Raw genomic sequence first — 19097 nt, forward strand, 5'->3', positions numbered from 1 at the left:
GGCTCCCCCTGCCGTTGGTTGGGCCGATGCCGATTCATGCCGGAGGGGGGTGCTGCCGATATACTCATCGCTCTCGTCGAGGGGCGCTGCGACCGGTATGGCGGACTGATCCGCCAACTGCACACACCGTGCAGGCACACGGCCAGGCTCGACAAGCATTCATCGTTCAACGGCGCCCGGAATTGCAGACATTGATCTGCCTACCGGAGCTATTGCATGAACGCTGTCACGAAAATCGCCCCACAGACCGACTACAAGGTCGCCGACCTCTCCCTGGCCGATTGGGGCCGCAAGGAGCTGGACATCGCCGAGCACGAGATGCCGGGCCTGATGTCGATCCGCCGCAAGCATGCGCAGAGCAAGCCGCTGAAGGACGTGCGCATCACCGGCTCGCTGCACATGACCATCCAGACCGCCGTGCTGATCGAAACGCTCAAGGACATCGGCGCCAACGTGCGCTGGGCCTCGTGCAACATCTTCTCGACCCAGGATCACGCCGCCGCCGCCATCGCGGTCAGCGGCACGCCGGTGTTCGCCTGGAAGGGCGAGACGCTGGAAGAGTATTGGGACTGCACCCTGGACGCACTGACCTTCACCCTGCCCGACGGCACCCTGACCGGCCCGGAGCTGGTGGTGGACGACGGCGGCGACGTCACCCTGCTGATCCACAAGGGCTATGAGCTCGAAAACGGCAGCACCTGGGTCGACGAGCCGGCGGCTTCGCACGAAGAAGGCGTGATCAAGGCGCTGCTCAAGCGCGTGGCCGTCGAGCGTCCGGGGTACTGGACCCGCGTGGTCAAGGACTGGAAGGGCGTTTCCGAAGAGACCACCACCGGCGTGCACCGCCTGTACCAGATCGCCGAAGCCGGCAAGCTGCTGATCCCGGCCATCAACGTCAACGACTCGGTCACCAAGAGCAAGTTCGACAACCTCTACGGCTGCCGCGAGTCGCTGGCCGATGGCCTCAAGCGCGCGATGGACGTGATGCTGGCCGGCAAGGTCGCGGTGGTCTGCGGCTACGGCGACGTGGGCAAGGGCAGCGCGGCTTCGCTGCGTAACTATGGCGCCCGCGTCATCGTCACCGAGATCGACCCGATCTGCGCCCTGCAGGCGTCGATGGAAGGCTTCGAAGTCAACACCATCGAATCCACCCTGGGCCGCGGCGACATCTATGTCACCACCACCGGCAACAAGGACATCATCACCGTCGAGCACCTGCAGGCGATGAAGGACCAGGCCATCGTGTGCAACATCGGCCACTTCGACAACGAGATCCAGGTCGATGCGCTGAATGCACTCAAGGGCGTGGAGAAGATCAACATCAAGCCGCAGGTCGACAAGTACGTGTTCGCCAACGGCAACGCGATCTTCCTGCTGGCCGACGGCCGCCTGGTGAACCTGGGCTGCGCCACCGGCCACCCGAGCTTCGTGATGTCCAACTCGTTCGCCAACCAGACCCTGGCGCAGATCGACCTGTGGGAAAAGCGCGACAGCTACGAGAAGAAGGTCTACATCCTGCCCAAGCACCTGGACGAAGAAGTCGCGCGTCTGCACCTGGAAAAGATCGGCGTCAAGCTGACCACCCTGACCAAGGACCAGGCCGAGTACCTCGGCGTGGACGTGGCCGGCCCGTACAAGCCGGATCATTACCGCTACTGATCCATTGGCAACACATCGCCATGCAGACAAGAACGGGCGCCGCAAGGCGCCCGTTTTTGTGCGATCAGTGGACCAAGCGCGCCTCGAATGATGCTGCCACCGGCGCTGCCCCATAAGCTGAGGATGCCGGCGCCCCCATTCGCTGCGACAATGCCCGCCCGATACAAACGCCGGAGCCCATACCCGATGTCGCTGGAGACACAAGCCGAACGATTCATGCAGACCCTGGAGTCACTGGGTGGCTCTGCAGGCAACGGCAAGCTGGGCGGCGCGCTGGGCTGGGCCGACAGCACCTACACACGGATCAAGGCTCACCTGATCGCACAAGGCCGCATCGTGCCCGGTGGTGGCCGCGGTGGTTCCGTATCGATCGCTGACGCCAGGCCCGCGCCTGGCAGGCAGCGTGGCGCCGCATCGCCTACGCCGCGCGCCAAACGCGGCAGCACGAAGACGGAGCAAGGCAGCCACAACGCCTACGTCCAGGCCTTCAATGCCATCGACAAGGCCATGCGCAACGATGAAGGCCTGGCCTCGGAGCTGGACTACGCCGAGCAGACCTCGTGGCTGCTGTTCCTCAAGTACCTGGACGACATGGAACACGAATGGGCCGATGAGGCCGCGCTCAAGGGCAAGCCCTACGCGCCGCTCCTGACCCGGCCCTACCGCTGGCAGGACTGGGCTGCGCCGAAGACGCGGGACGGCAAGCCCGACCCCAACGCGCGCACCGGCAGCGATCTGATCGAGTTCGTCAACGGCAAGCTGGTCAAGCACCTCAAGTCGTTCAAGGACAGCACCGTGCAGGCCGACAGCCTGCAGTACAAGATCGGCGAGATCTTCTCGGAAGTCTCCAATCGCTTCCGCTCCGGCTACACCCTGCGCGACGTGCTGGAGATCGTGGACACGCTGAGCTTCGGCAGTTCACAGGCCAAGCACGAGCTGTCCGAGCTGTACGAGACCCGCATCAAGCGCATGGGCAACGCCGGCCGTAACGGCGGCGAGTACTACACGCCGCGCCCGCTGATCCGCGCGATGATCCAGGTGGTACAGCCGCAGATCGGCGAGACTATCTACGACGGCGCCTGCGGCAGCGCCGGCTTCCTGTGTGAGGCCTGGGAGCATCTGCGCCGCGATGACCTGTCGGCCAAGGACTGGGACACGCTGCAGCGTAAGACCTTCTACGGACAGGAGAAGAAATCGCTGGCCTACGTGCTGGGCGTGATGAACATGATTCTGCACGGCATCGACGCGCCCAATATCCGCCACGCCAATACGCTGTCGGAAAACGTCATGGACATCCAGCAAAAGGATCGCTTTGATGTCGTGCTGGCCAACCCACCCTTCGGCGGCGGCGAGCGCAAGGAAGTGCAGCAACACTTTCCCATCCGCTCGTCGGAGACGGCCTACCTGTTCCTGCAGCACTTCATCCGCAAGCTCAAAGCCGGTGGACGCGGCGCGGTGGTCATCAAGAACACCTTCCTCAGCAATACGGACAACGCCAGCGTCGAGCTGCGGCGCGAACTGCTGGCCAGCTGCAACCTGCACACCGTGCTCGATTGCCCGTCCGGCACCTTCCAGGGCGCGGGCGTGAAAACCGTGGTGCTGTTCTTCGACAAGGGCGCGCCGACGAGCAAGATCTGGTACTACCAGCTCGACCCCGGCCGCTCGATGGGAAAAACCAATGCGCTGAATGATACGGATCTTGCGGAATTCGTAGCACTGCAAAAAGCCAAAGTGAGCGGCGAGAAGAGCTGGACGGTCGACGTGTCCAACGTGGACGCCCCCACCTGCGACCTGTCAGTTAAGAACCCGCATGCGCCTGAGGCTGCGCCGCAACGCACCCCGCAGCAAATCATCGAAGATATGCTGGCGCGGGATGTGGAGACGGCGAAGTTGTTGGCGCAGGTGAGGAAGATGCTGTGAGTTGCTCTGCACTCGCCCGGCCAGTTAAAACGTCGTGGCCAACCAGTCCACTGGCTGAACTTGCTGAAATGTTCTCCGATGGTGACTGGATAGAATCGAAAGACCAGTCAACGTCAGGTATCCGCTTGCTTCAAACTGGCAACGTCGGAGGAGGCGAATTCAAAGATCGGGCTGAAAAGGCGCGCTTCATCAGCGCTGGCACCTTCGCTCGATTGAACTGCACGGAGGTCTTAGCCGGAGACATCCTGATCTCACGCCTTCCTGATCCTGTGGGCCGCGCATGCATCGTGCCCGAATTGGATACCCGGATGATCACGGCGGTTGACTGCTCGATCGTTCGTCTCGATGAACAACTGATCCTTCCGAAGCTCTTCGTCTACTTTACTCAGACGGACGCCTATCTTTCGGAGGTGGCCGCACTATGCACCGGAACAACCCGGAGCAGGATCAGTCGTACCGCGTTGGGTCAAATCGAGTTTCCGACCCCTCCGATGGACGAACAAAAGCGCATCGTCGCAGTGCTGGATCAGGCCTTCGGCGCCCTCGACCGCGCCTGCGCCAATGCCGAAGCCAATCTCGCTGACGGGCAAGCGCTGTTCGAGCAAGTATTACTTTCAACGTTTGACGAACTTCTGCCCACCGCAAACATGAAGACACTCGCAGAAACGGCGAAAGACTTCTCACGTGGAAAATCCAAGCATCGCCCCCGCAATGATCCAGCGCTTTATGGCGGCAAGTATCCTTTCATCCAGACGGGCGACGTGCGTAAAGCTCAAGGCGGCATCCGGGAGTTTTCGCAGAGCTACAACGAGATGGGTCTGATGCAGAGCAAACTATGGCCGGTCGGCACAGTTTGCATCACCATCGCCGCAAACATTGCAGACACCGGCGTGCTGGAGATCGAGGCATGTTTTCCTGACAGCGTAATCGGAATGGTCCCCAAGCCCGATGAAGCAACGCCCTACTATGTGGAGTACATGCTTCGCTACTTCGCAGAGGAATTGAAGCTCAAAGGCAAAGGCAGCGCACAAGACAACATCAATCTCGCGACGTTCGAGGAGTCGGAGTTCCCGTTCCCGCCTCTTAACCAACAAGAGGCGATCGTGAAAAAGCTAAACGCCCTTTCAACTCACGTTGCAAACCTGCGAGCCAGATACACGCACATTGCTGCAGAAGTCGCCGCCCTCCGCCAATCCCTACTCCAAGCCGCCTTCTCCGGCCAACTGACGTAATTTCTTCGCCATGACCGATGCCAGTACCTACGATCGCCCATGGAAATCCTTTCAAGATCAGCTCTTGATGCTGGAAGAGCGCGGCTTGGCCCTGTCGGACAGGGAATGGGCACTGGCGTGGCTGCAGCGTGTCGGCTACTACCGGCTCAGTGCGTACTGGTATCCGTTCCGGATCTTCCGGCATGAGCAGGACCCGCAATCGGGGTCGATCCGCTCGGTGCGCACGGATCACTTCATGCCAGGGACAACGTTCACCGATGCCATCGAACTGTATCTGTTCGATCGTCGGCTACGCGTGCTGCTGGCAGATGCCCTTGAACGAATCGAAGTGTCGCTGCGGGTGGAGGTGGCATACCGACTGGGCAAAGTCGACACCTTCGCCCATCTTCATGAGCGCAACTTCCACCCCACGTTCCGCGAAAAAAGAGCGCCGCAGACGAACCAGACATTCTTCGCCACATGGCAGATGAAGTACCAGAGCTTGGTGCAGCGCTCCCGCGAGGACTTCGTCAAGCACTATCGTGAGAAGCATGGCCCGGACCTGCCGATCTGGGTCGCTATCGAGGTGTGGGACTTCGGTGCAGTCTCGCAACTGCTGGCCATGATGAAAGTGCCCGACCAGCAGGCCATCGCTGAGCGCTATGGAATTGCCGACTGGAAGGTGTTCGCAAGCTGGGTGCGCTGTTTGAGCTACCTGCGCAATCTGGTGGCCCACCACAGCCGCGTGTGGAACCGAAACATGGTGAGTTCTCCCATTCCACCGTCAACCGCATGGCCTGCTTGGGGCGCTGCATTCGAGAACAGGCAGGATCTGCTGACCAAGCCGTTCATCCAGTTGGCGATGGTCTGCCATCTGGTGCGCGTGGTGTGCCCCGGAAGCAGTTGGCCAGAGCGGATGGCGGCGCATCTCGACGCCTTTCCGTCTCAGGCATCTACACGCCAGTTGTCTAGCGCGGACATGGGAGCGCCCAACGGTTGGAAAGACTGGTGGCTGGCGGGCGACAGGCAATAAGAACCCCCGCGTAGATTCCCGAGGGAACCAAGAGGCGGGGGTCGTGTTGCGACAAGTCTAACCGAGCGGGCTTTGAATCGCCAATACGCATAATCAAAACTGCAAGGCGCGCGTTGCTCGAGACGCTGATGCGCCTGTGACACTCCCGTGCTACATTTGGGCATCCTGACCGGGAGCCCCGCATGAGCACCACCACCATCCGCCTGCCGGACGCGCTCAAGGCCCGCATCGCCAAGGCCGCGCAAGCGGCTGGCACCACGTCGCACAACTTCATCCTGGAAGCCATTGCCGAGAAGGCCGAGCTGGCCGAGCGACGCACCGACTTCCATGCAGAGGCCGAACGCCGTTGGGCCGAATTCCTCGAGACCGGCGAGAGCATTCCCTGGGAAGAGATGCGCCGCTATCTGATGGAACGCATTCACGGCAATAACACGCCACTTCCCGTCCCCCGCAAGTTCGCGAAATAGCGTGGCGCGCGTCGAGTTCCTGCCCTCTGTCAACGAGGACCTGCGGCGCATCATCGGCCACCTGGAACAGCACGAGGCCGAGCATATCCAGGAGCGTCTTGGCGAAATCGTCAGCGCATCCGATGTGCTCACCAACAATCCACTGATCGGGCGCATGACGCGCAACGATCTGCGTGAACTGGTCATTGGCCAAGGCACTCGCGGATACATTGCCCTCTACCAGTATGTAACCGAGCTGGACACCGTATTTGTCCTGGCGATCCGCGCACAACGCGAGGCGGGCTATGCACGCGATGCATGAAACCGAGGCCGACACCCGCGCCAACCGCATCGACCCGGTGCTGCGCGATGCCGGCTGGGGCGTGGTGGAGGGCGCGCAGGTCCACCGGGAACTGATCTGCCCTGGCCGCATCCTCGGCGGCGGCCAGCGCGGTACTTCGCTGTCAGCGGATTACGTACTGAGTTACCGAGGCCGCAAACTGGCGGTGATCGAAGCCAAGCGCGCCGGGCTGGGCCATACCGCAGGCGTCGGTCAGGCCAAGGACTATGCGGCGCGACTACAGGCCCGGTTCGCCTATGCCACCAACGGGATCGGCTGGTATGGCATCGACATGGACACCGGCGCCGAAGGCGACATCGCCTTGCCGTTCCCGACGCCGGAACACCTCTGGCTGCGCTGCTTCCCGCACGGCAACGACTGGCGCGAGCGCTTCGGCGCGGTCCCGTTCGAGACCGGCAGCGGCAAGTGGCAGCCGCGCTATTACCAGCACAACGCGATCACCGCGGTGCTGGAGGCAATCGCGACGGACCGCGACCGCATCCTGCTGACGCTGGCCACCGGCACCGGCAAGACATCCGTCGCGTTTCAGATCGCGTGGAAGCTGTTCCATGCCAAGTGGAACCTGAGCCGTGATCCGGTGCGTCGCCCACGGATCCTGTTCCTGGCTGACCGCAATATTCTTGCCGACCAGGCCTTCAACGCGTTCAGTGCGTTTGCGCCGGATGCGCTGTGCCGGATCCGGCCGGAAGAGATCCGCAAGAAGGGCGGCATTCCGCGCAATGCCAGCGTGTTCTTCACCATCTTCCAGACCTTCATGACCGGTGGCGGCGATACGGAAGGCCAGTCCGCTAGCGCGCAGTTCACCTTCGAAGGCTACGAGCCGGACTTCTTCGACTTCATCGTCATCGACGAGTGCCACCGCGGCGGTGCGCGCGACGAAAGCAGCTGGCGCGCGATCCTGGAGTACTTCAAGCCGGCCGTGCAGCTGGGCCTGACCGCCACGCCAAAGCGCGATGTCAATGGCGACACCTATGCCTACTTCGGCGAGCCGGTCTACACGTATGCGTTGAAGGAAGGCATCGGCGACGGCTTCCTCACACCGTTCAAGGTGCGGCAGATGGCCTCGACCCTGGACGAGTACACCTACTCCGAGGGCGATGTGGTACTGGAAGGTGAATTGGAACGCGGCCGCGTCTACACGGAAGCCGATTTCAACACCCGGCTGGTGATCGACCAGCGCGAGCGCAGCCGCGTGCAGGAGTTCATGGACCAGATCGACCAGCGCCAGAAGACGCTGGTGTTCTGCGCCACCCAGGAGCACGCCGCACGGGTACGCAACTTCATCAACCAGATCAAGGACAACCCGGACCCGCACTACTGCGAGCGCGTGACCGCCGACGACGGTGAGCTGGGCGAACGCCACCTGCGCGAGTTCCAGGACAACGAGAAGACCCTGCCGACCATCCTGACCACGTCGCAAAAGCTGTCCACCGGCGTGGACGCGCTGAACATCCGCAACATCGTGCTGCTACGCCCGGTCAAGTCGATGATCGAGTTCAAGCAGATCATCGGGCGCGGCACGCGCACGTTCGAAGGCAAGGACTACTTCACCATCTACGACTTCGTGAAGGCCTATGCGCACTTCAACGATGCTGCGTGGGATGGCGAGCCGCTGCCGCCGGATGATCCGTCCGAGCCGCGCAGACCACGGCGGCCCCGCGAGCGCGAGCCCGGCGCGCCTGGTGGCGGCGTCCGCGAACCCGAGCCGCCCAAGCGGGTCGTGGTCAAGCTCTCCGACGGCCGCGAACGCAGCATCCACTACATCGCCGCGACCACGTACTGGTCCAACGACGGCAGGATGATCACCGCCCAGGAGTTCATGCAGCAGCTGTTCGGCGACCTCGATGCGCTGTTAAAGAATGAGGACGAACTGCGCGCCATCTGGAGCGACCCGGACCGGCGCGAGGCCTTCCTCCAGCGCCTCACGGACCTGGGTTACGACGGCGAGCGTCTGGACGACATGCGGCGCCTGATCGATGCGCCCCATAGCGACATCTTCGACGTGCTGGCCTACGTGCGGTTCACCCTCGCACCGCTGTCGCGGATGCAACGGGTGCAGTCAGCGGCGTCCACCGGACTTGGCGGATACGAACGCGAGATGCGTTCATTCCTGGAGTATGTGCTGGGCAACTACGCGCGCAACGGTACCGGCGAACTGGCCAGCAGCAGGATCGGCGACATACTGCGGATCCGCTACGGCGGGGTCAATGACGCCAAGCGGATGCTGGGCAGCGTTGCAGAGATCCGCAGTGCATTCGTGGGGATCCAGGCGCACTTGTTCCGCTGATGTTCCGCTGATCCGCGGACGCATTAAACGCCAGCGGCGCGATCACAATCACGGCCGCCAGCAGGGAGTTGGACGGCCTGCGGCCGTCGCTGCCGATCATGTGCACAGCACGGGCGCCTTCGGGCGCCCGTGCTGCTTTCTGGCGGACCGACTGTTATCGGCAGCCTGTCACAGCGCGCCAAGGTGTGGCTTGCTGCGGTGCGCCGCCGCTAAAAGATGCCTGCGCCGAGTGTTCGCGTGCCCCGCGCGGTCGCCACGGCGCCGCTGAGTCCGTGGTTGCATCGACCAGACCTATAGTCGAGCACGCGCCAGAGCCAGGCACTGGACGCCGACCTGTCGCAGCGGCAGGCGCAGGAACAGGTGCAGCCCCAGCAGTCGCTGTCGCGCTGACCACGCGGGGCCGCGACGGCTCTAGACTGAGCGCGTTGGGTGCCCGTTCCGGGTCTTTGTACCGCGTGCCACGCACCGCGTCTGCACGCATGACGTGGAGACGTGTCGCGCAGCAGTGCCAAACCGTTTCAAATTCCCTCGTTAAAAGGAAACAACATGGGTAGCTTCAGTATCTGGCATTGGCTCGTCCTGCTGGTCATTTTCGGCCTTGCCGCTGCCGTCATCGCACTGGTGGTCTGGGCGGCCAAGCGTGCAACGCGCGCATCGGTCACATCCGCCACGCCACACTCGACAGCGATAAACACGGTGCAGTCTCGACTGGCGGAGCTGGAGACCCTGAAATCGCAACAAGTCATCACCGAAGCAGAATACAACCAGCGACGCGCCCGGATTCTGGATGGCATTTGAGTCACCGCCACCAGCCATGACTGATGTCCGCGCCGTTCTGGAGCAGCAGGTCCACGTCGTCTGCGAACGCGGCGACATGTCCGCACAATTGCGTGCGCATGGCACCGACGCCAAAGACGGCGTACGACTGCCATTCCACAGCCATCAGGAACTGGCGGAAATTTTCAGCCTGCTGCAGTCATTGCAGATTCCGTTTACCGATACACCAGCAGGATGGCCGCCGGCAGCGGTGTTTGCACAGCTCAGGGATCAGGGCCTGGTGCAAGGCGCAATCACCACGATTGCCTGGACGCGGCCCGATACCGCTGTCTTCGGCATCGGTTAGCGATGTTGAGCGTGTCGGGCAAACGCGTGCGCATGCATGCTTGCCTTACCTCACGATAAGTTTCGACGACGCAGGGCTTTTTAAAGCGCTTCATCTGTCACAACGGCGCGCGCCGCCGCTCCACCACCAGCATCCACACATCATCGGCAATCACGGCCGCCAATTCGCATTGCGCCCCCAGAACGCCACGCTGCGCCGATAGGCATCGCGGTCCAGGGCCACACCCGAGCCGCCTTCTTCCACGCCAAGCGCGTTGCGCAACATCGTGATCGGCGCCATCGGGATTTCGTCGGGTTCGGCGGTGTAGAGACAACCGACCACGCCCCAGTCCGCGTCGATGGGCGCGCCTTCCTTGGCGAGCTGATCGCGGCTGTAGAGGATGGGTAGCAGATACGCGGCCACCGGTGGCTCGACGCCTTCGAACCATCGCACCAATACCGGTAACTCCTGCGTGCTGCGCGCTTCATAACCGGAGCGCAGCTGGTGGCGGTTGTCGTCGGTGATCGGCACGGTGAGGCAACGGGTCGAGGTCCAGTTGCGATGCACATGCAGCTGGCAGAACGGCGCGTAGCCTTCGATGACGCGCACTGGCGCCTCGTCGTTGAGGCGCTGGATGAACTGCTCGGGTGTGCAATCCTGGATGGCGTTGCGACGGCCATCGCGTGGGAACAGGCGGGTACGGGCAAACGCGGTGAGAACGATCGACATGTCGAGATGATCGGCAGCAAAGACCGTCAGGGTAGCCTGCAGCCCTGCACGCGACCAGCTACCAGATCAGGTCGTCCGGCACCTTGAACTGGCTGTAATAGTCATCGTCGCTGTCTGTCGCTGCAGCGGCATCCATGCGGCCATGATCCAGCACCACGGCCTGCGCATCACGGCTGTAGACCTTCTCGGCGGCAGCGCGTGGAATCAGCTCGAAACCGTCGCCGTGGCGCACGATCACCACGGCGCCACTGGCCAGCTGGCTGCGCAATGCCGGGTTGACCAGCACACTGCGGATGACGCTGCCATCGTTGAAGCGGTAATCGATCTCACCCTCGCGCTTGATCTTGCTGGTGTCCACGATCTGCCTGATCTGAGCCAGGACTTCCTGCCGCCGCAGCTGCGTATTGCGCTCTTCGGCCAGCGCGCGATCGCGTTCTGCACGCTCGGCCTGCAGCCGTGCCGCATCCACCTTGTCGGCGTCCACCGGCGCCACCGCCGCACCCTTGGCATGCCGCTGTTTGACCTGCTCGCGTGCGACCTTGTCCACCTGGGCTTTTTTGACCAGGCCAGCCTTGAGCAGCTGTTCTTGCAATGGATTGCGCATGGGATCAGTGAGCGAAAGGATCTGCACACAGTTTAACGTGCTCCGCCCCCGCCCCGTGGCACGACACTAGATTGGCCAGGAACGGGCGGCGCGCAGCGTGTCACGCACGTTCAGGGCAAGCGCGCCGATACGGCGTGACGCGCTGTCGTCCCCGGACACCAGTGCCTGGCTTGCCCAACGCATAAAGCAGTGCGGCACCCTGCCTACCCATCTCGCCGATTTCGCAATAATATTCAGGCTCTTCAACGTATCAAGGACGAACGCATGATCATCTGGGGATCGGGTGGCGATGTCATCCCGTTGGGCGCTGCCAATACCGCCAACTGCAGCCAATGCGGGCAGGAGCGCAGTTTCCGCAACGTGCTGCATTATCGCTACGCCCATCTGTGGTATCTCTTCAGCTGGGTGACCAAGAAGCGCTACCTGCGTGTTTGCGACGGGTGCAATCACACCACACAGCTGGACACCAAGACCTTCGAAGCCACCTTGGGCACATCGCCGATTCCGGCCTATCGCCGTTTTGGCGGTCTGGTCTTGCTCTGCCTGATCGCAGCGCTGGTGGCCTTCGGCGCGTTCAGCTCGGCACAGACGTCCAAGCAGGACGATGCGCTGCTGGCGCAGCCCCGCCAGGGCGACCTGTACACGGTGGATCTGGAGGCGGTAGTACCCGGGGCATTCGAAGGACACGCCTACGGCGTGGTGAAAGTGGAACAGGTCAGCGGCCAGAGCGTGACCCTGGCGGTTCCGGCCAAGGGCTACAGCAAGTGGAAAGGCGCCGAGAGCGATGCGCGCGGCGTCACCGCACGGCAACCGGGGTACTACACCACCGACCGGGTCGAGGTCCCGCTGAGCAAACTGCAACAGCTGCACACCGGCAACGACTTGCGCCACGTCTATCGCAACTAGGCAGCGTACCGGCCTCTTCCGGTGCAGCAGTATCTGCTGCACCGCAAGCCGACACAGCGCATGCAGGCGTTTGATCTCGGTCGTCCATGCCGTGCGGCGAGGCTCACGCTGACCGCATGAGGCGATGCATGCATTGCCGACACCATGCATGGCTGCACGGATTGGCTACCACTCGAACGGCGCGATGACCGTACGTGCCCCGAGCAGGAAGGCGTCGGCCACATGCACGAACGGTGCGATATCCACCTCCGACTCGCCGGCGCGCACCAACTGCACAAACCGTCGATACAGCCCGTCGTATTCAGTGGATGCCGGCAGCGCTTGCGGCTGCCCGTCGATGCTCAATCTGGCCCCGCCCTCGCTGAGATTGAGCAGGCCGGCAGTCGTTTCGACTTGGATATCCCAGCGTTGATGACCGGTCTGCAGGAAATCGAATTCGGCCGTCACCGGCACACCGGCCGTATCGACAAACGCGAGTGTGGCGTACAGCGGCGCCTGGCGGTTTTGTGGTGTCTGCAGTTGCGCAGCGCGTAGCGCCAATGTGCGCGGCAGCAGATGGGTCGCGATGGACAGCGCGTTGATACCGGGATCGAACACGCCCATGCCACCGGGTTCCAGAATCCAGTCCTGCCCCGGGTGCCAATGGCGAATGTCTTCTTTCCAGGCGATATGCGCGCGCACGATCTGCTTGTCGGCCAGCCATTGGCGGGCGGGCTCCACGCCGGCGGCGCAACGCGAGTGCCAACTGGTGAACAGGCTGCGTTGCGCGCGCTGCGCCATCGCGCGCAGATCTTCGATCTCGGCGAGTGTGGCTGCTGGCGGCTTTTCCAGGAACACATGGCGACCGGAGGCCAATGCGGTCTGCGCCAGCGCGTGCCGCCCGACCGGCGGTGTGCACAACGCCACCGCTTCGATCTGCGGATGCGCGGCGAACGCCTCTTCCAGGGTCTGATACGACGGCACACCGTCGACCGTGCCGTGCCGGCTCACCGTCGCCACCAGCTGCACATCGTTGCGCGCGGCGATGGTGGGCACGTGCTGGTCGCGGGCGATCTTGCCGATACCGACAAGGGCAATGCGCAGTGCGTCTGGATGCTTCATCGGAACCTTCGTGTGGATGAGAAATAGCGGCCCGCGCACTTGTCCGATACAGACCAACGCGGCAGCGGCGCGATGCAGGAGCGCAGTGTACGGGCAGCCCCCGGCTCGCCGCGAGACATCGCTCCTGCGTGTTTTGCTATACCTCCGCCACCTGGTCGCGGCATGCAGGAGGTGGCGCTTGCAACACGGGACGCGCGCCGCCACACCCGGTCGTTGTCGTGTGTTGCTGCAGCGCTCCAGCACCGGATCGGGCGCGCGCGTGCCAACCGTGTCGACCCTGCCATCAGGTTGGTTGACCACGGCGTCGCGGCAGACCAGGATCGCCACCGACACGCGAAGGTGCCGATATCAATCGCCGCCACCCATCAAGGAGCACACCGATGTTGCATCACGTTTCGCTGGGCGTTCGCACCATCGAGGCATCCGCCGCTTTTTACGATGCTGCGCTCGGCGCACTTGGCTATGTGCGGGTGTGGTCCGATCTTGAACCGGGCACGCTCGACCAGGCCGTCGGCTACGGCAAAGCTGGCGGCGAAGACAGCCTGGCACTGAAGCAGCGGCAGGCGGCAGAGTGCGCACCAGGTGTCGGCTTCCATCTGGCATTCGCTGCGCACGACGCCGCTGCGGTGGATGCGTTTCATCAGGCCGCGTTGCAGCACGGCGGCCGCTGCAACGGCGCGCCCGGCCTGCGTCCGGATGACGGCCAGGCGTATTACGCCGCGTTCGTCGTCGATCCTGACGGGCACCACCTGGAAGCGGTGGTCGGCAGCGCCGCATAGGCATTGCCGGCAACGCGGCGCGTCGATTGACAAGGCGCCGGGCAACACGGCCACAGGGCGATCGCGCGGGTGCTGGTCACGCTTCGGCCATCCTGCTGCACATGCAACGCGCTACGACAGCGATGCAGCAAACCCGATTGCCGGCAGCTGCCTGACAGCCGACCGGTATCGCCACGCAGTCGACCATGCGCGGTCACATCTCCAGCACCACCTTGCCCAGATGGCTGCCCTGCTCCAGGTACCGATGCGCTGCAGCGGCCTCGCGCAGCGGAAAGCACTTGTCCAGCAACACACGCAACCTGCCTTGTTCGATCCACGGCCACACCACGCGCTCCACTTCTGCGGCCAGCCGCGCCTTTTCGTCAGCACTGCGCGGGCGCAGCGTCGATCCGGTGAGGATGGCCTGCTTGCGCATCAGCAGTGGAATCGGCACCTCGATCTTCGACCCGGCCTGCGACGCGATATAGACGATGCGCCCGCGCGGGTTGAGCGCTTCCAACGTGTCGGCAAATACCGCAGCGCCCACCATGTCGAGCGACACATCCACCCCGCCGTGCGCCTTGGCCACGGCGACGAACGATTCGGTGGTCGAGTCGATCGCCACATCGGCGCCCAACTCACGCGCTTGCGCGGCCTTGCCGGCAGAGCGCGCGGTGGCCAGCACATGCGCGCCGGCCGCCTTGGCCAACTGGATCGCGGTCACACCGATCCCGGAGGTGGCGCCATGCAACAGCAACCACTCGCCGGCAGCCAGCCGGCCATGCTCGAACAGATTGGCGTAGGCAGTGAAGACGGTCTCCGGCAGCGCCGCGGCGTGCACCAGATCCATGCCGGCGGGAATCGGCAACACATGCCGCGCGTCCACTGCCGCGTACTGCGCGTAACCGCCACCGGCCAGCAATGCACAGACCCGATCGCCCACCTTCCAGCGACCAGCCGGCTCGACGATCTCGCCGGCGATTTCCAGACCCAGCGTTTCCGGCGCACCAGGCGGTGGCGGATAGTGGCCTGCGCGTTGCAGCAGATCGGGCCGATTGATGCCGGCGGCGTGCACGCGGATCAACACCTGCCCCGGCGCCGGGCGCGGGCGCGGTTGCTCGCAGGCATACAGCGCATCCGCGTCGCCCTTGCCATCGGCAATGGCGATGGCGGTCATCGTGATCTCGCTCATACAGGCGCTCCGTAGAAAGTGCGCCGAGTGTAAGCATGCCTGCGTCAACGCCTGGCGCAGGTGTGCATCGGAACGCGTCACCAGGAACCAACGCTCCACACGCCAAGGCCGCGCCGTACCACGCGCGTCTGCCCCGGCAGACGCGCACGGCAGACACTCACTCCTCGCTGGGAGCGGGGCCCTGATCGATGTACTGACGAATCGCCTCGAATACCTTCGAGGTGCCATCGTCCTGGTCAGAGGGCAGGCGTGCAGCGAAGTCGCTCAGCAGCTTGTCGCCATCCACGCCCGGTTGCTCGGCCAGGGCAAGCGCCAGATCGCCGACGCTGCGCGCCAACGCAACCCAGATGCGACCCAACGATTCGGCGATGACGTCCATTTCCTCTTCTTGCATGTCGCGCTCCGGTCAAGTTACGTGGGGTGCCTCAGCTTACAGTGCGACAGACATCCAGACACGCCGCACGAGCAGACCCGACCATTCGACGGGCACATGCACCGACGACGCAGCTTGCGACACAGCGGAATCGGGATACGCGCAACCAAATATGCATTCATCGCGATGAAGCGATATTATGCGTGCACGATCCGCCGGACCCGCCGCGATGACGCAGCTCAGCTTCGAGTTCTACCCGCCCAAGACCGACGACCAGCGCGCGCAGCTGGACCGCACCGCAGCCAAGTTGAAGGGCTACGCACCGGAGTATGTGTCGTGCACCTTCGGTGCCGGCGGCTCCACGCTCAGCTACACCTCCGAAACGGTGCGCCACCTCAAGCAGAAGCATCGCTTCGAGGCCGCCCCGCATCTGTCCTGCGTCGGCGGCAGCCGCCAGGAAATCCGCGAACTGCTCAAGCTGTACCGCGCGATCGGTTGCACCCGCATCGTGGCGCTGCGCGGCGACCTGCCCTCGGGCATGGGCCACCCGGGCGACCTGCGCTATGCCTCGGACCTGATTGCCTTCATCCGCGCCGAACATGGCGATGCCTTCCGCATCGAAGTCGGCGCGTATCCGGAAACCCATCCGCAGGCGACCGATGCACTGAGCGATCTGCGTTACTTCAAGGCCAAGGTGGATGCCGGCGCCGACGCGGCGATCACCCAGTATTTCTACAACGCCGATGCCTACTTTCATTTCCGCGATGCGGTGCAGCGCATGGGCGTGGAGATCCCGATCATCCCCGGCATCATGCCGATCTCCAATTTCTCGCAGCTGCGGCGGTTTTCCGAGCAGTGCGGTGCGGAGATTCCACGTTGGATCGGCAAGAAGATGCAGTCCTACGGCGACGATGCCGATGCGGTGCGCGCCTTCGGGGCCGAAGTGGTGGCCAGCTTGTGCGAGCGCCTGATCGCCGGCGGCGCGCCGGCCCTGCACTTCTACACGCTCAACCTGGCCAAGCCGACCACGCAGGTGTTGCAGCTGCTCGGGCGCTGAGCTGAGCGAAGCCGACGAAAAGCGCGCTTGCCGGCACGCGCCTGACCGCCCGCGCTTCGCAGACGCGCACCTGGGCCAACGATCATTGCCCAAACGGGCACTCCGTTGCCCGCCGGCTCACGCACGCACCGTTACGCTGCGCCGATGCCTCGTCTCCTGCTGCCGTTGCTGCTGTTGTTCTGCCTTTGCCCCGCCGCGCGCCTGCAGGCGCAGGAGATCCGTCGCTGCGTGACGCCCGATGGGCAGACCATGTTTACCGACCGCCGCTGCGAAGACGTGGGCGCGGCCTCGCGGCCACCGCCTGCCGCACGTCCCCAGGGCAACACCGGCCTGTATCGCAACGGCTGCCCGCGTCGACTGAGCGAACTGGTGTCGTTGCTGCAACTGGCAGTGGACAGCCGCGACGTCAATCGCCTGTCCAGCCTGTATCTGTGGAGCGGGCAATCCGATGCCGCTGCCAACCAGGTGTTGAGCCGCCTGGAAGCCATCGTGCAGCGCCCCCTGCTGGACATCGTGCCGATGTACCCGCAACGCGACCCGTCACCGTGGGAGCGCGATACCAACAGCGCCTCGACCACGGCCGTGCCACTGGACAACCCCGCGATCGACGCAGCGCCAACCCAAGACCCGGGCCGCCCACGTCCGTGGGGACTGCGACTGGAGCAGAACCTCGCCAGCGGCACGCCCGCACGCAGCGTGTTGCGACTACGCCGGCAGTACAACTGCTTCTGGGTGACGTTTTAGCGCAGCGCCCGGCTGACACGACTCTGCCGGATCGCAGTGGAGACGTGCCTGCGTTGGCTAGGAGGCAATGCGCCCATCGGCTACGCAACACTTGAGACCACAGGCCTCATCGGGTGCGCGTGCAGGCTACGCGGCGAGCCTGCCCATGATCTGCGCGACTGCCTGCTGCGGGCTCAGCACGGCGCTGTCGATCACCTCATGCGGCTCGGTCCACGCCGCGTAGTCATGCGCGAGCACGGAGGACCAATCCGGCACGCGCAATCCGACGACGTCGCCGTGCCGCGATTCCACGCGCTGCCGATGCACATTGCGATCGCTGCACACCACTTCGATCTCCAGTAAGCGGCTGCGTGTGCGACGCGCGACACCACGCCACGCTTCACGGGTGACCGGCAATGGGTTCACGCAATCGGCGACCACCACGCGACCCTGCTGTAGATTGGCCTCGGCAAGCGCGTAAGCGATCATGTAGCCGGCTGGTCCGACGTCGTTGGCGAGTGCACCACTTTCGCGTAGTGATTGCTCGATGGTATCGATGCGCAAATAAAACCCAGTGCATTGCGCCAGTAGCGCCTGGGCAATACAACTCTTTCCGACGCCCGGCAATCCGCCGAACACCACCAACGCAGGCGACGGCTCGGTCACTGCGACCAGAGCGACCGAATCGCCGCGATCCCTTGCGCGCCATGCGCACGTGCCTGGCTCAGATCACCGACCTGCATGCCGCCGAGCGCATAGATCGGCAGCGAAACGTGCTCGCGCAAGGCTTCAAAGCCCTGCCATCCCAAGGGCGTGGCACCAGGATGCGAAGCCGTGCTCTGCACCGGCCCGAGCACCGCGAAATCGCAGCCGATACGCTGTGCGTGGCGCAAATCCTCCAGCCCATGACACGAGGCGGCCACCAGCTGGTCCGGCGGCAAGGGGCGCTCACGCAGCGTGGCCAGTTGTTCCGAGCCCAGATGCACGCCGATGCCGAGTTCACTGGCCAACGCGATGTCGCGATTGAGCAGCAGCTGCGCACGCGACCGCCCCCGCAGCGTCATCACCTGCTGCAGCAATGCCCGCCAGCGCGCCGACTCGATCTGCCGCGCACGCAGCTGGATGCGCGTGATGCCAGCCTGCATCGCGCGCTCCAGCCCTTCCAGCCACAGCTCAGCGTCCTCCGGTTCCGGCGTGATCAAATAGCGGTCGGGTTGCCGCAGCACACCCACCACCGGCACGTCGGCCGGCGGCATCGAATAGCGGGTCAACTTGTCTGCCGCCACCCAGGTCATCGCCTGACCTTCGCGGCCGCGCGGGCTGCCCTTCCAGGCGGTGATATGGCGCACTTCCAGGCGCAGGCGCTTGTCCGGGTACAGCTGCGGCACGTCCATCAGCCACTCGCCCACCTGCGCCTCGATGCCGAGTTCTTCGTTGAGCTCGCGCACCAACGCTTGTTCGGAGGTCTCGCCGGGCTCGCGCTTGCCGCCGGGGAATTCCCACAGGCCGGGCATGTCGCGGGTTTCGGTACGACGCGTCAACAGGATGCGGCCGCGCGCGTCGGTGATCACGCCGGCAACGACGTGGATGGATCTCAGGGAATCGGGCATGGGCACAAGAGTGCCGCGAGTGAGC

General features: G+C 63.9%; 20 protein-coding genes and 1 riboswitch. Of the genes, 13 read left to right on the forward strand and 7 right to left on the reverse strand.

Features of this window, described 5'->3' with window-relative positions:
* The first annotated feature begins 72 nt into the window (after positions 1-72).
* A riboswitch (S-adenosyl-L-homocysteine riboswitch) is annotated at positions 73-185 on the forward strand.
* Between the two features lie 31 nt (positions 186-216).
* The 9 genes from ahcY (at position 217) to GGR62_RS07820 (ending at position 10040) form a co-directional block, all read left to right on the forward strand.
* The gene (ahcY, locus tag GGR62_RS07780) at positions 217-1659 is read left to right on the forward strand and encodes an adenosylhomocysteinase (RefSeq protein WP_184407343.1); all 1443 of its coding nucleotides are present in this window, start codon (positions 217-219) and stop codon (positions 1657-1659) included.
* A gap of 87 nt (positions 1660-1746) precedes the next feature.
* Positions 1747-3579: a class I SAM-dependent DNA methyltransferase gene (locus GGR62_RS07785; RefSeq protein ID WP_260305660.1), complete on the forward strand. Its 1833-nt coding sequence runs from the start codon at positions 1747-1749 to the stop codon at positions 3577-3579.
* Positions 3576-4811 carry a restriction endonuclease subunit S gene (locus GGR62_RS21415; RefSeq protein ID WP_326520246.1) on the forward strand — a complete coding sequence of 412 codons (1236 nt, stop codon included), beginning with the start codon at positions 3576-3578 and terminating at the stop codon, positions 4809-4811. The genes GGR62_RS07785 and GGR62_RS21415 overlap by 4 nt, the downstream gene beginning before the upstream one ends.
* 10 nt (positions 4812-4821) lie before the next feature.
* Positions 4822-5823, forward strand: coding sequence for an Abi family protein (locus GGR62_RS07795; protein ID WP_184407345.1), 1002 nt, complete (start codon positions 4822-4824; stop codon positions 5821-5823).
* 182 nt (positions 5824-6005) lie between these two features.
* A complete protein-coding gene (locus tag GGR62_RS07800) occupies positions 6006-6290 on the forward strand; it encodes a DUF1778 domain-containing protein (protein ID WP_184407346.1) in 285 nt (94 codons plus the stop codon).
* A gap of 1 nt (position 6291) precedes the next feature.
* Positions 6292-6591: a type II toxin-antitoxin system RelE/ParE family toxin gene (locus GGR62_RS07805; RefSeq protein WP_184407347.1), complete on the forward strand. Its 300-nt coding sequence runs from the start codon at positions 6292-6294 to the stop codon at positions 6589-6591.
* Entirely contained in the window at positions 6575-8917 is a 2343-nt protein-coding gene (locus GGR62_RS07810) for a type I restriction endonuclease subunit R (RefSeq protein WP_260305661.1), read from the forward strand. Before GGR62_RS07805 ends, GGR62_RS07810 begins: the two co-directional genes overlap by 17 nt.
* Before the next feature lie 546 nt (positions 8918-9463).
* Positions 9464-9715: an SHOCT domain-containing protein gene (locus GGR62_RS07815; RefSeq protein WP_184407348.1), complete on the forward strand. Its 252-nt coding sequence runs from the start codon at positions 9464-9466 to the stop codon at positions 9713-9715.
* Between the two features lie 16 nt (positions 9716-9731).
* Positions 9732-10040, forward strand: a complete 309-nt coding sequence (locus GGR62_RS07820; RefSeq protein ID WP_184407349.1) for a hypothetical protein — start codon at positions 9732-9734, stop codon at positions 10038-10040.
* A gap of 150 nt (positions 10041-10190) precedes the next feature.
* Here GGR62_RS07820 and GGR62_RS07825 read toward each other — a convergent pair whose 3' ends face one another.
* Both GGR62_RS07825 and GGR62_RS07830 read right to left on the reverse strand, forming a co-directional pair.
* Entirely contained in the window at positions 10191-10748 is a 558-nt protein-coding gene (locus tag GGR62_RS07825) for a DUF3228 family protein (RefSeq protein ID WP_184407350.1), read from the reverse strand.
* Positions 10749-10806: 58 nt separating this feature from the next.
* Complete coding sequence (locus GGR62_RS07830; RefSeq protein ID WP_184407351.1) at positions 10807-11352, reverse strand: DUF2058 domain-containing protein; 546 nt, start codon at positions 11350-11352, stop codon at positions 10807-10809.
* A gap of 264 nt (positions 11353-11616) precedes the next feature.
* On the opposite strand from GGR62_RS07830, the gene GGR62_RS07835 reads away from it, so the two are divergent.
* Entirely contained in the window at positions 11617-12258 is a 642-nt protein-coding gene (locus tag GGR62_RS07835) for a hypothetical protein (RefSeq protein WP_184407352.1), read from the forward strand.
* A 165-nt stretch (positions 12259-12423) separates the two neighbouring features.
* Here GGR62_RS07835 and GGR62_RS07840 read toward each other — a convergent pair whose 3' ends face one another.
* Positions 12424-13359 carry a Gfo/Idh/MocA family oxidoreductase gene (locus GGR62_RS07840; RefSeq protein ID WP_184407353.1) on the reverse strand — a complete coding sequence of 312 codons (936 nt, stop codon included), beginning with the start codon at positions 13357-13359 and terminating at the stop codon, positions 12424-12426.
* 380 nt (positions 13360-13739) lie between these two features.
* Between GGR62_RS07840 and GGR62_RS07845 the strand changes: the two genes are divergently transcribed.
* Positions 13740-14138 (forward strand): VOC family protein, encoded by a 399-nt coding sequence (locus GGR62_RS07845; RefSeq protein ID WP_184407354.1) that lies wholly within the window; start codon positions 13740-13742, stop codon positions 14136-14138.
* Positions 14139-14331: 193 nt separating this feature from the next.
* Here the strand turns inward: GGR62_RS07845 and GGR62_RS07850 are convergent, their stop codons facing one another.
* Complete coding sequence (locus GGR62_RS07850; protein WP_184407355.1) at positions 14332-15309, reverse strand: NAD(P)H-quinone oxidoreductase; 978 nt, start codon at positions 15307-15309, stop codon at positions 14332-14334.
* Between the two features lie 157 nt (positions 15310-15466).
* On the reverse strand, positions 15467-15703 hold the full coding sequence (locus tag GGR62_RS07855; protein ID WP_184407356.1) for a hypothetical protein: 237 nt from the start codon (positions 15701-15703) through the stop codon (positions 15467-15469).
* 208 nt (positions 15704-15911) lie between these two features.
* Between GGR62_RS07855 and metF the strand changes: the two genes are divergently transcribed.
* Together metF and GGR62_RS07865 are read left to right on the forward strand one after the other, a co-directional pair.
* On the forward strand, positions 15912-16739 hold the full coding sequence (gene metF, locus GGR62_RS07860) for a methylenetetrahydrofolate reductase [NAD(P)H] (RefSeq protein ID WP_184407432.1): 828 nt from the start codon (positions 15912-15914) through the stop codon (positions 16737-16739).
* Between the two features lie 144 nt (positions 16740-16883).
* On the forward strand, positions 16884-17483 hold the full coding sequence (locus tag GGR62_RS07865) for a hypothetical protein (protein WP_184407357.1): 600 nt from the start codon (positions 16884-16886) through the stop codon (positions 17481-17483).
* Between the two features lie 126 nt (positions 17484-17609).
* Here GGR62_RS07865 and GGR62_RS07870 read toward each other — a convergent pair whose 3' ends face one another.
* Positions 17610-18137 carry an AAA family ATPase gene (locus tag GGR62_RS07870; RefSeq protein WP_184407433.1) on the reverse strand — a complete coding sequence of 176 codons (528 nt, stop codon included), beginning with the start codon at positions 18135-18137 and terminating at the stop codon, positions 17610-17612.
* Positions 18125-19072 (reverse strand): Nudix family hydrolase, encoded by a 948-nt coding sequence (locus GGR62_RS07875; RefSeq protein ID WP_184407358.1) that lies wholly within the window; start codon positions 19070-19072, stop codon positions 18125-18127. Before GGR62_RS07875 ends, GGR62_RS07870 begins: the two co-directional genes overlap by 13 nt.
* Positions 19073-19097 lie beyond the last annotated feature (25 nt).

This window comes from Xanthomonas sp. 3075 (assembly GCF_014197275.1).
GTDB lineage: Bacteria > Pseudomonadota > Gammaproteobacteria > Xanthomonadales > Xanthomonadaceae > Xanthomonas > Xanthomonas campestris_B.

What these genes read in the sequence shown, in the direction of transcription:
- GGR62_RS07830 (WP_184407351.1), bottom strand. Translation starts at nt 11,352, where the DNA reads ATGCGCAATCCATTGCAAGAACAGCTGCTCAAGGCTGGCCTGGTCAAA.
- GGR62_RS07810 (WP_260305661.1), top strand. Translation starts at nt 6,575, where the DNA reads ATGCACGCGATGCATGAAACCGAGGCCGACACCCGCGCCAACCGCATC.
- metF (WP_184407432.1), top strand. Translation starts at nt 15,912, where the DNA reads ATGACGCAGCTCAGCTTCGAGTTCTACCCGCCCAAGACCGACGACCAG.
- GGR62_RS07835 (WP_184407352.1), top strand. Translation starts at nt 11,617, where the DNA reads ATGATCATCTGGGGATCGGGTGGCGATGTCATCCCGTTGGGCGCTGCC.
- GGR62_RS07855 (WP_184407356.1), bottom strand. Translation starts at nt 15,703, where the DNA reads ATGCAAGAAGAGGAAATGGACGTCATCGCCGAATCGTTGGGTCGCATC.
- GGR62_RS07865 (WP_184407357.1), top strand. Translation starts at nt 16,884, where the DNA reads ATGCCTCGTCTCCTGCTGCCGTTGCTGCTGTTGTTCTGCCTTTGCCCC.
- GGR62_RS07850 (WP_184407355.1), bottom strand. Translation starts at nt 15,309, where the DNA reads ATGAGCGAGATCACGATGACCGCCATCGCCATTGCCGATGGCAAGGGC.
- GGR62_RS07785 (WP_260305660.1), top strand. Translation starts at nt 1,747, where the DNA reads ATGATGCTGCCACCGGCGCTGCCCCATAAGCTGAGGATGCCGGCGCCC.
- GGR62_RS07815 (WP_184407348.1), top strand. Translation starts at nt 9,464, where the DNA reads ATGGGTAGCTTCAGTATCTGGCATTGGCTCGTCCTGCTGGTCATTTTC.
- GGR62_RS07800 (WP_184407346.1), top strand. Translation starts at nt 6,006, where the DNA reads ATGAGCACCACCACCATCCGCCTGCCGGACGCGCTCAAGGCCCGCATC.
- GGR62_RS07825 (WP_184407350.1), bottom strand. Translation starts at nt 10,748, where the DNA reads ATGTCGATCGTTCTCACCGCGTTTGCCCGTACCCGCCTGTTCCCACGC.
- GGR62_RS07840 (WP_184407353.1), bottom strand. Translation starts at nt 13,359, where the DNA reads ATGAAGCATCCAGACGCACTGCGCATTGCCCTTGTCGGTATCGGCAAG.
- GGR62_RS07875 (WP_184407358.1), bottom strand. Translation starts at nt 19,072, where the DNA reads ATGCCCGATTCCCTGAGATCCATCCACGTCGTTGCCGGCGTGATCACC.
- ahcY (WP_184407343.1), top strand. Translation starts at nt 217, where the DNA reads ATGAACGCTGTCACGAAAATCGCCCCACAGACCGACTACAAGGTCGCC.
- GGR62_RS07845 (WP_184407354.1), top strand. Translation starts at nt 13,740, where the DNA reads ATGTTGCATCACGTTTCGCTGGGCGTTCGCACCATCGAGGCATCCGCC.
- GGR62_RS07795 (WP_184407345.1), top strand. Translation starts at nt 4,822, where the DNA reads ATGACCGATGCCAGTACCTACGATCGCCCATGGAAATCCTTTCAAGAT.
- GGR62_RS07820 (WP_184407349.1), top strand. Translation starts at nt 9,732, where the DNA reads ATGACTGATGTCCGCGCCGTTCTGGAGCAGCAGGTCCACGTCGTCTGC.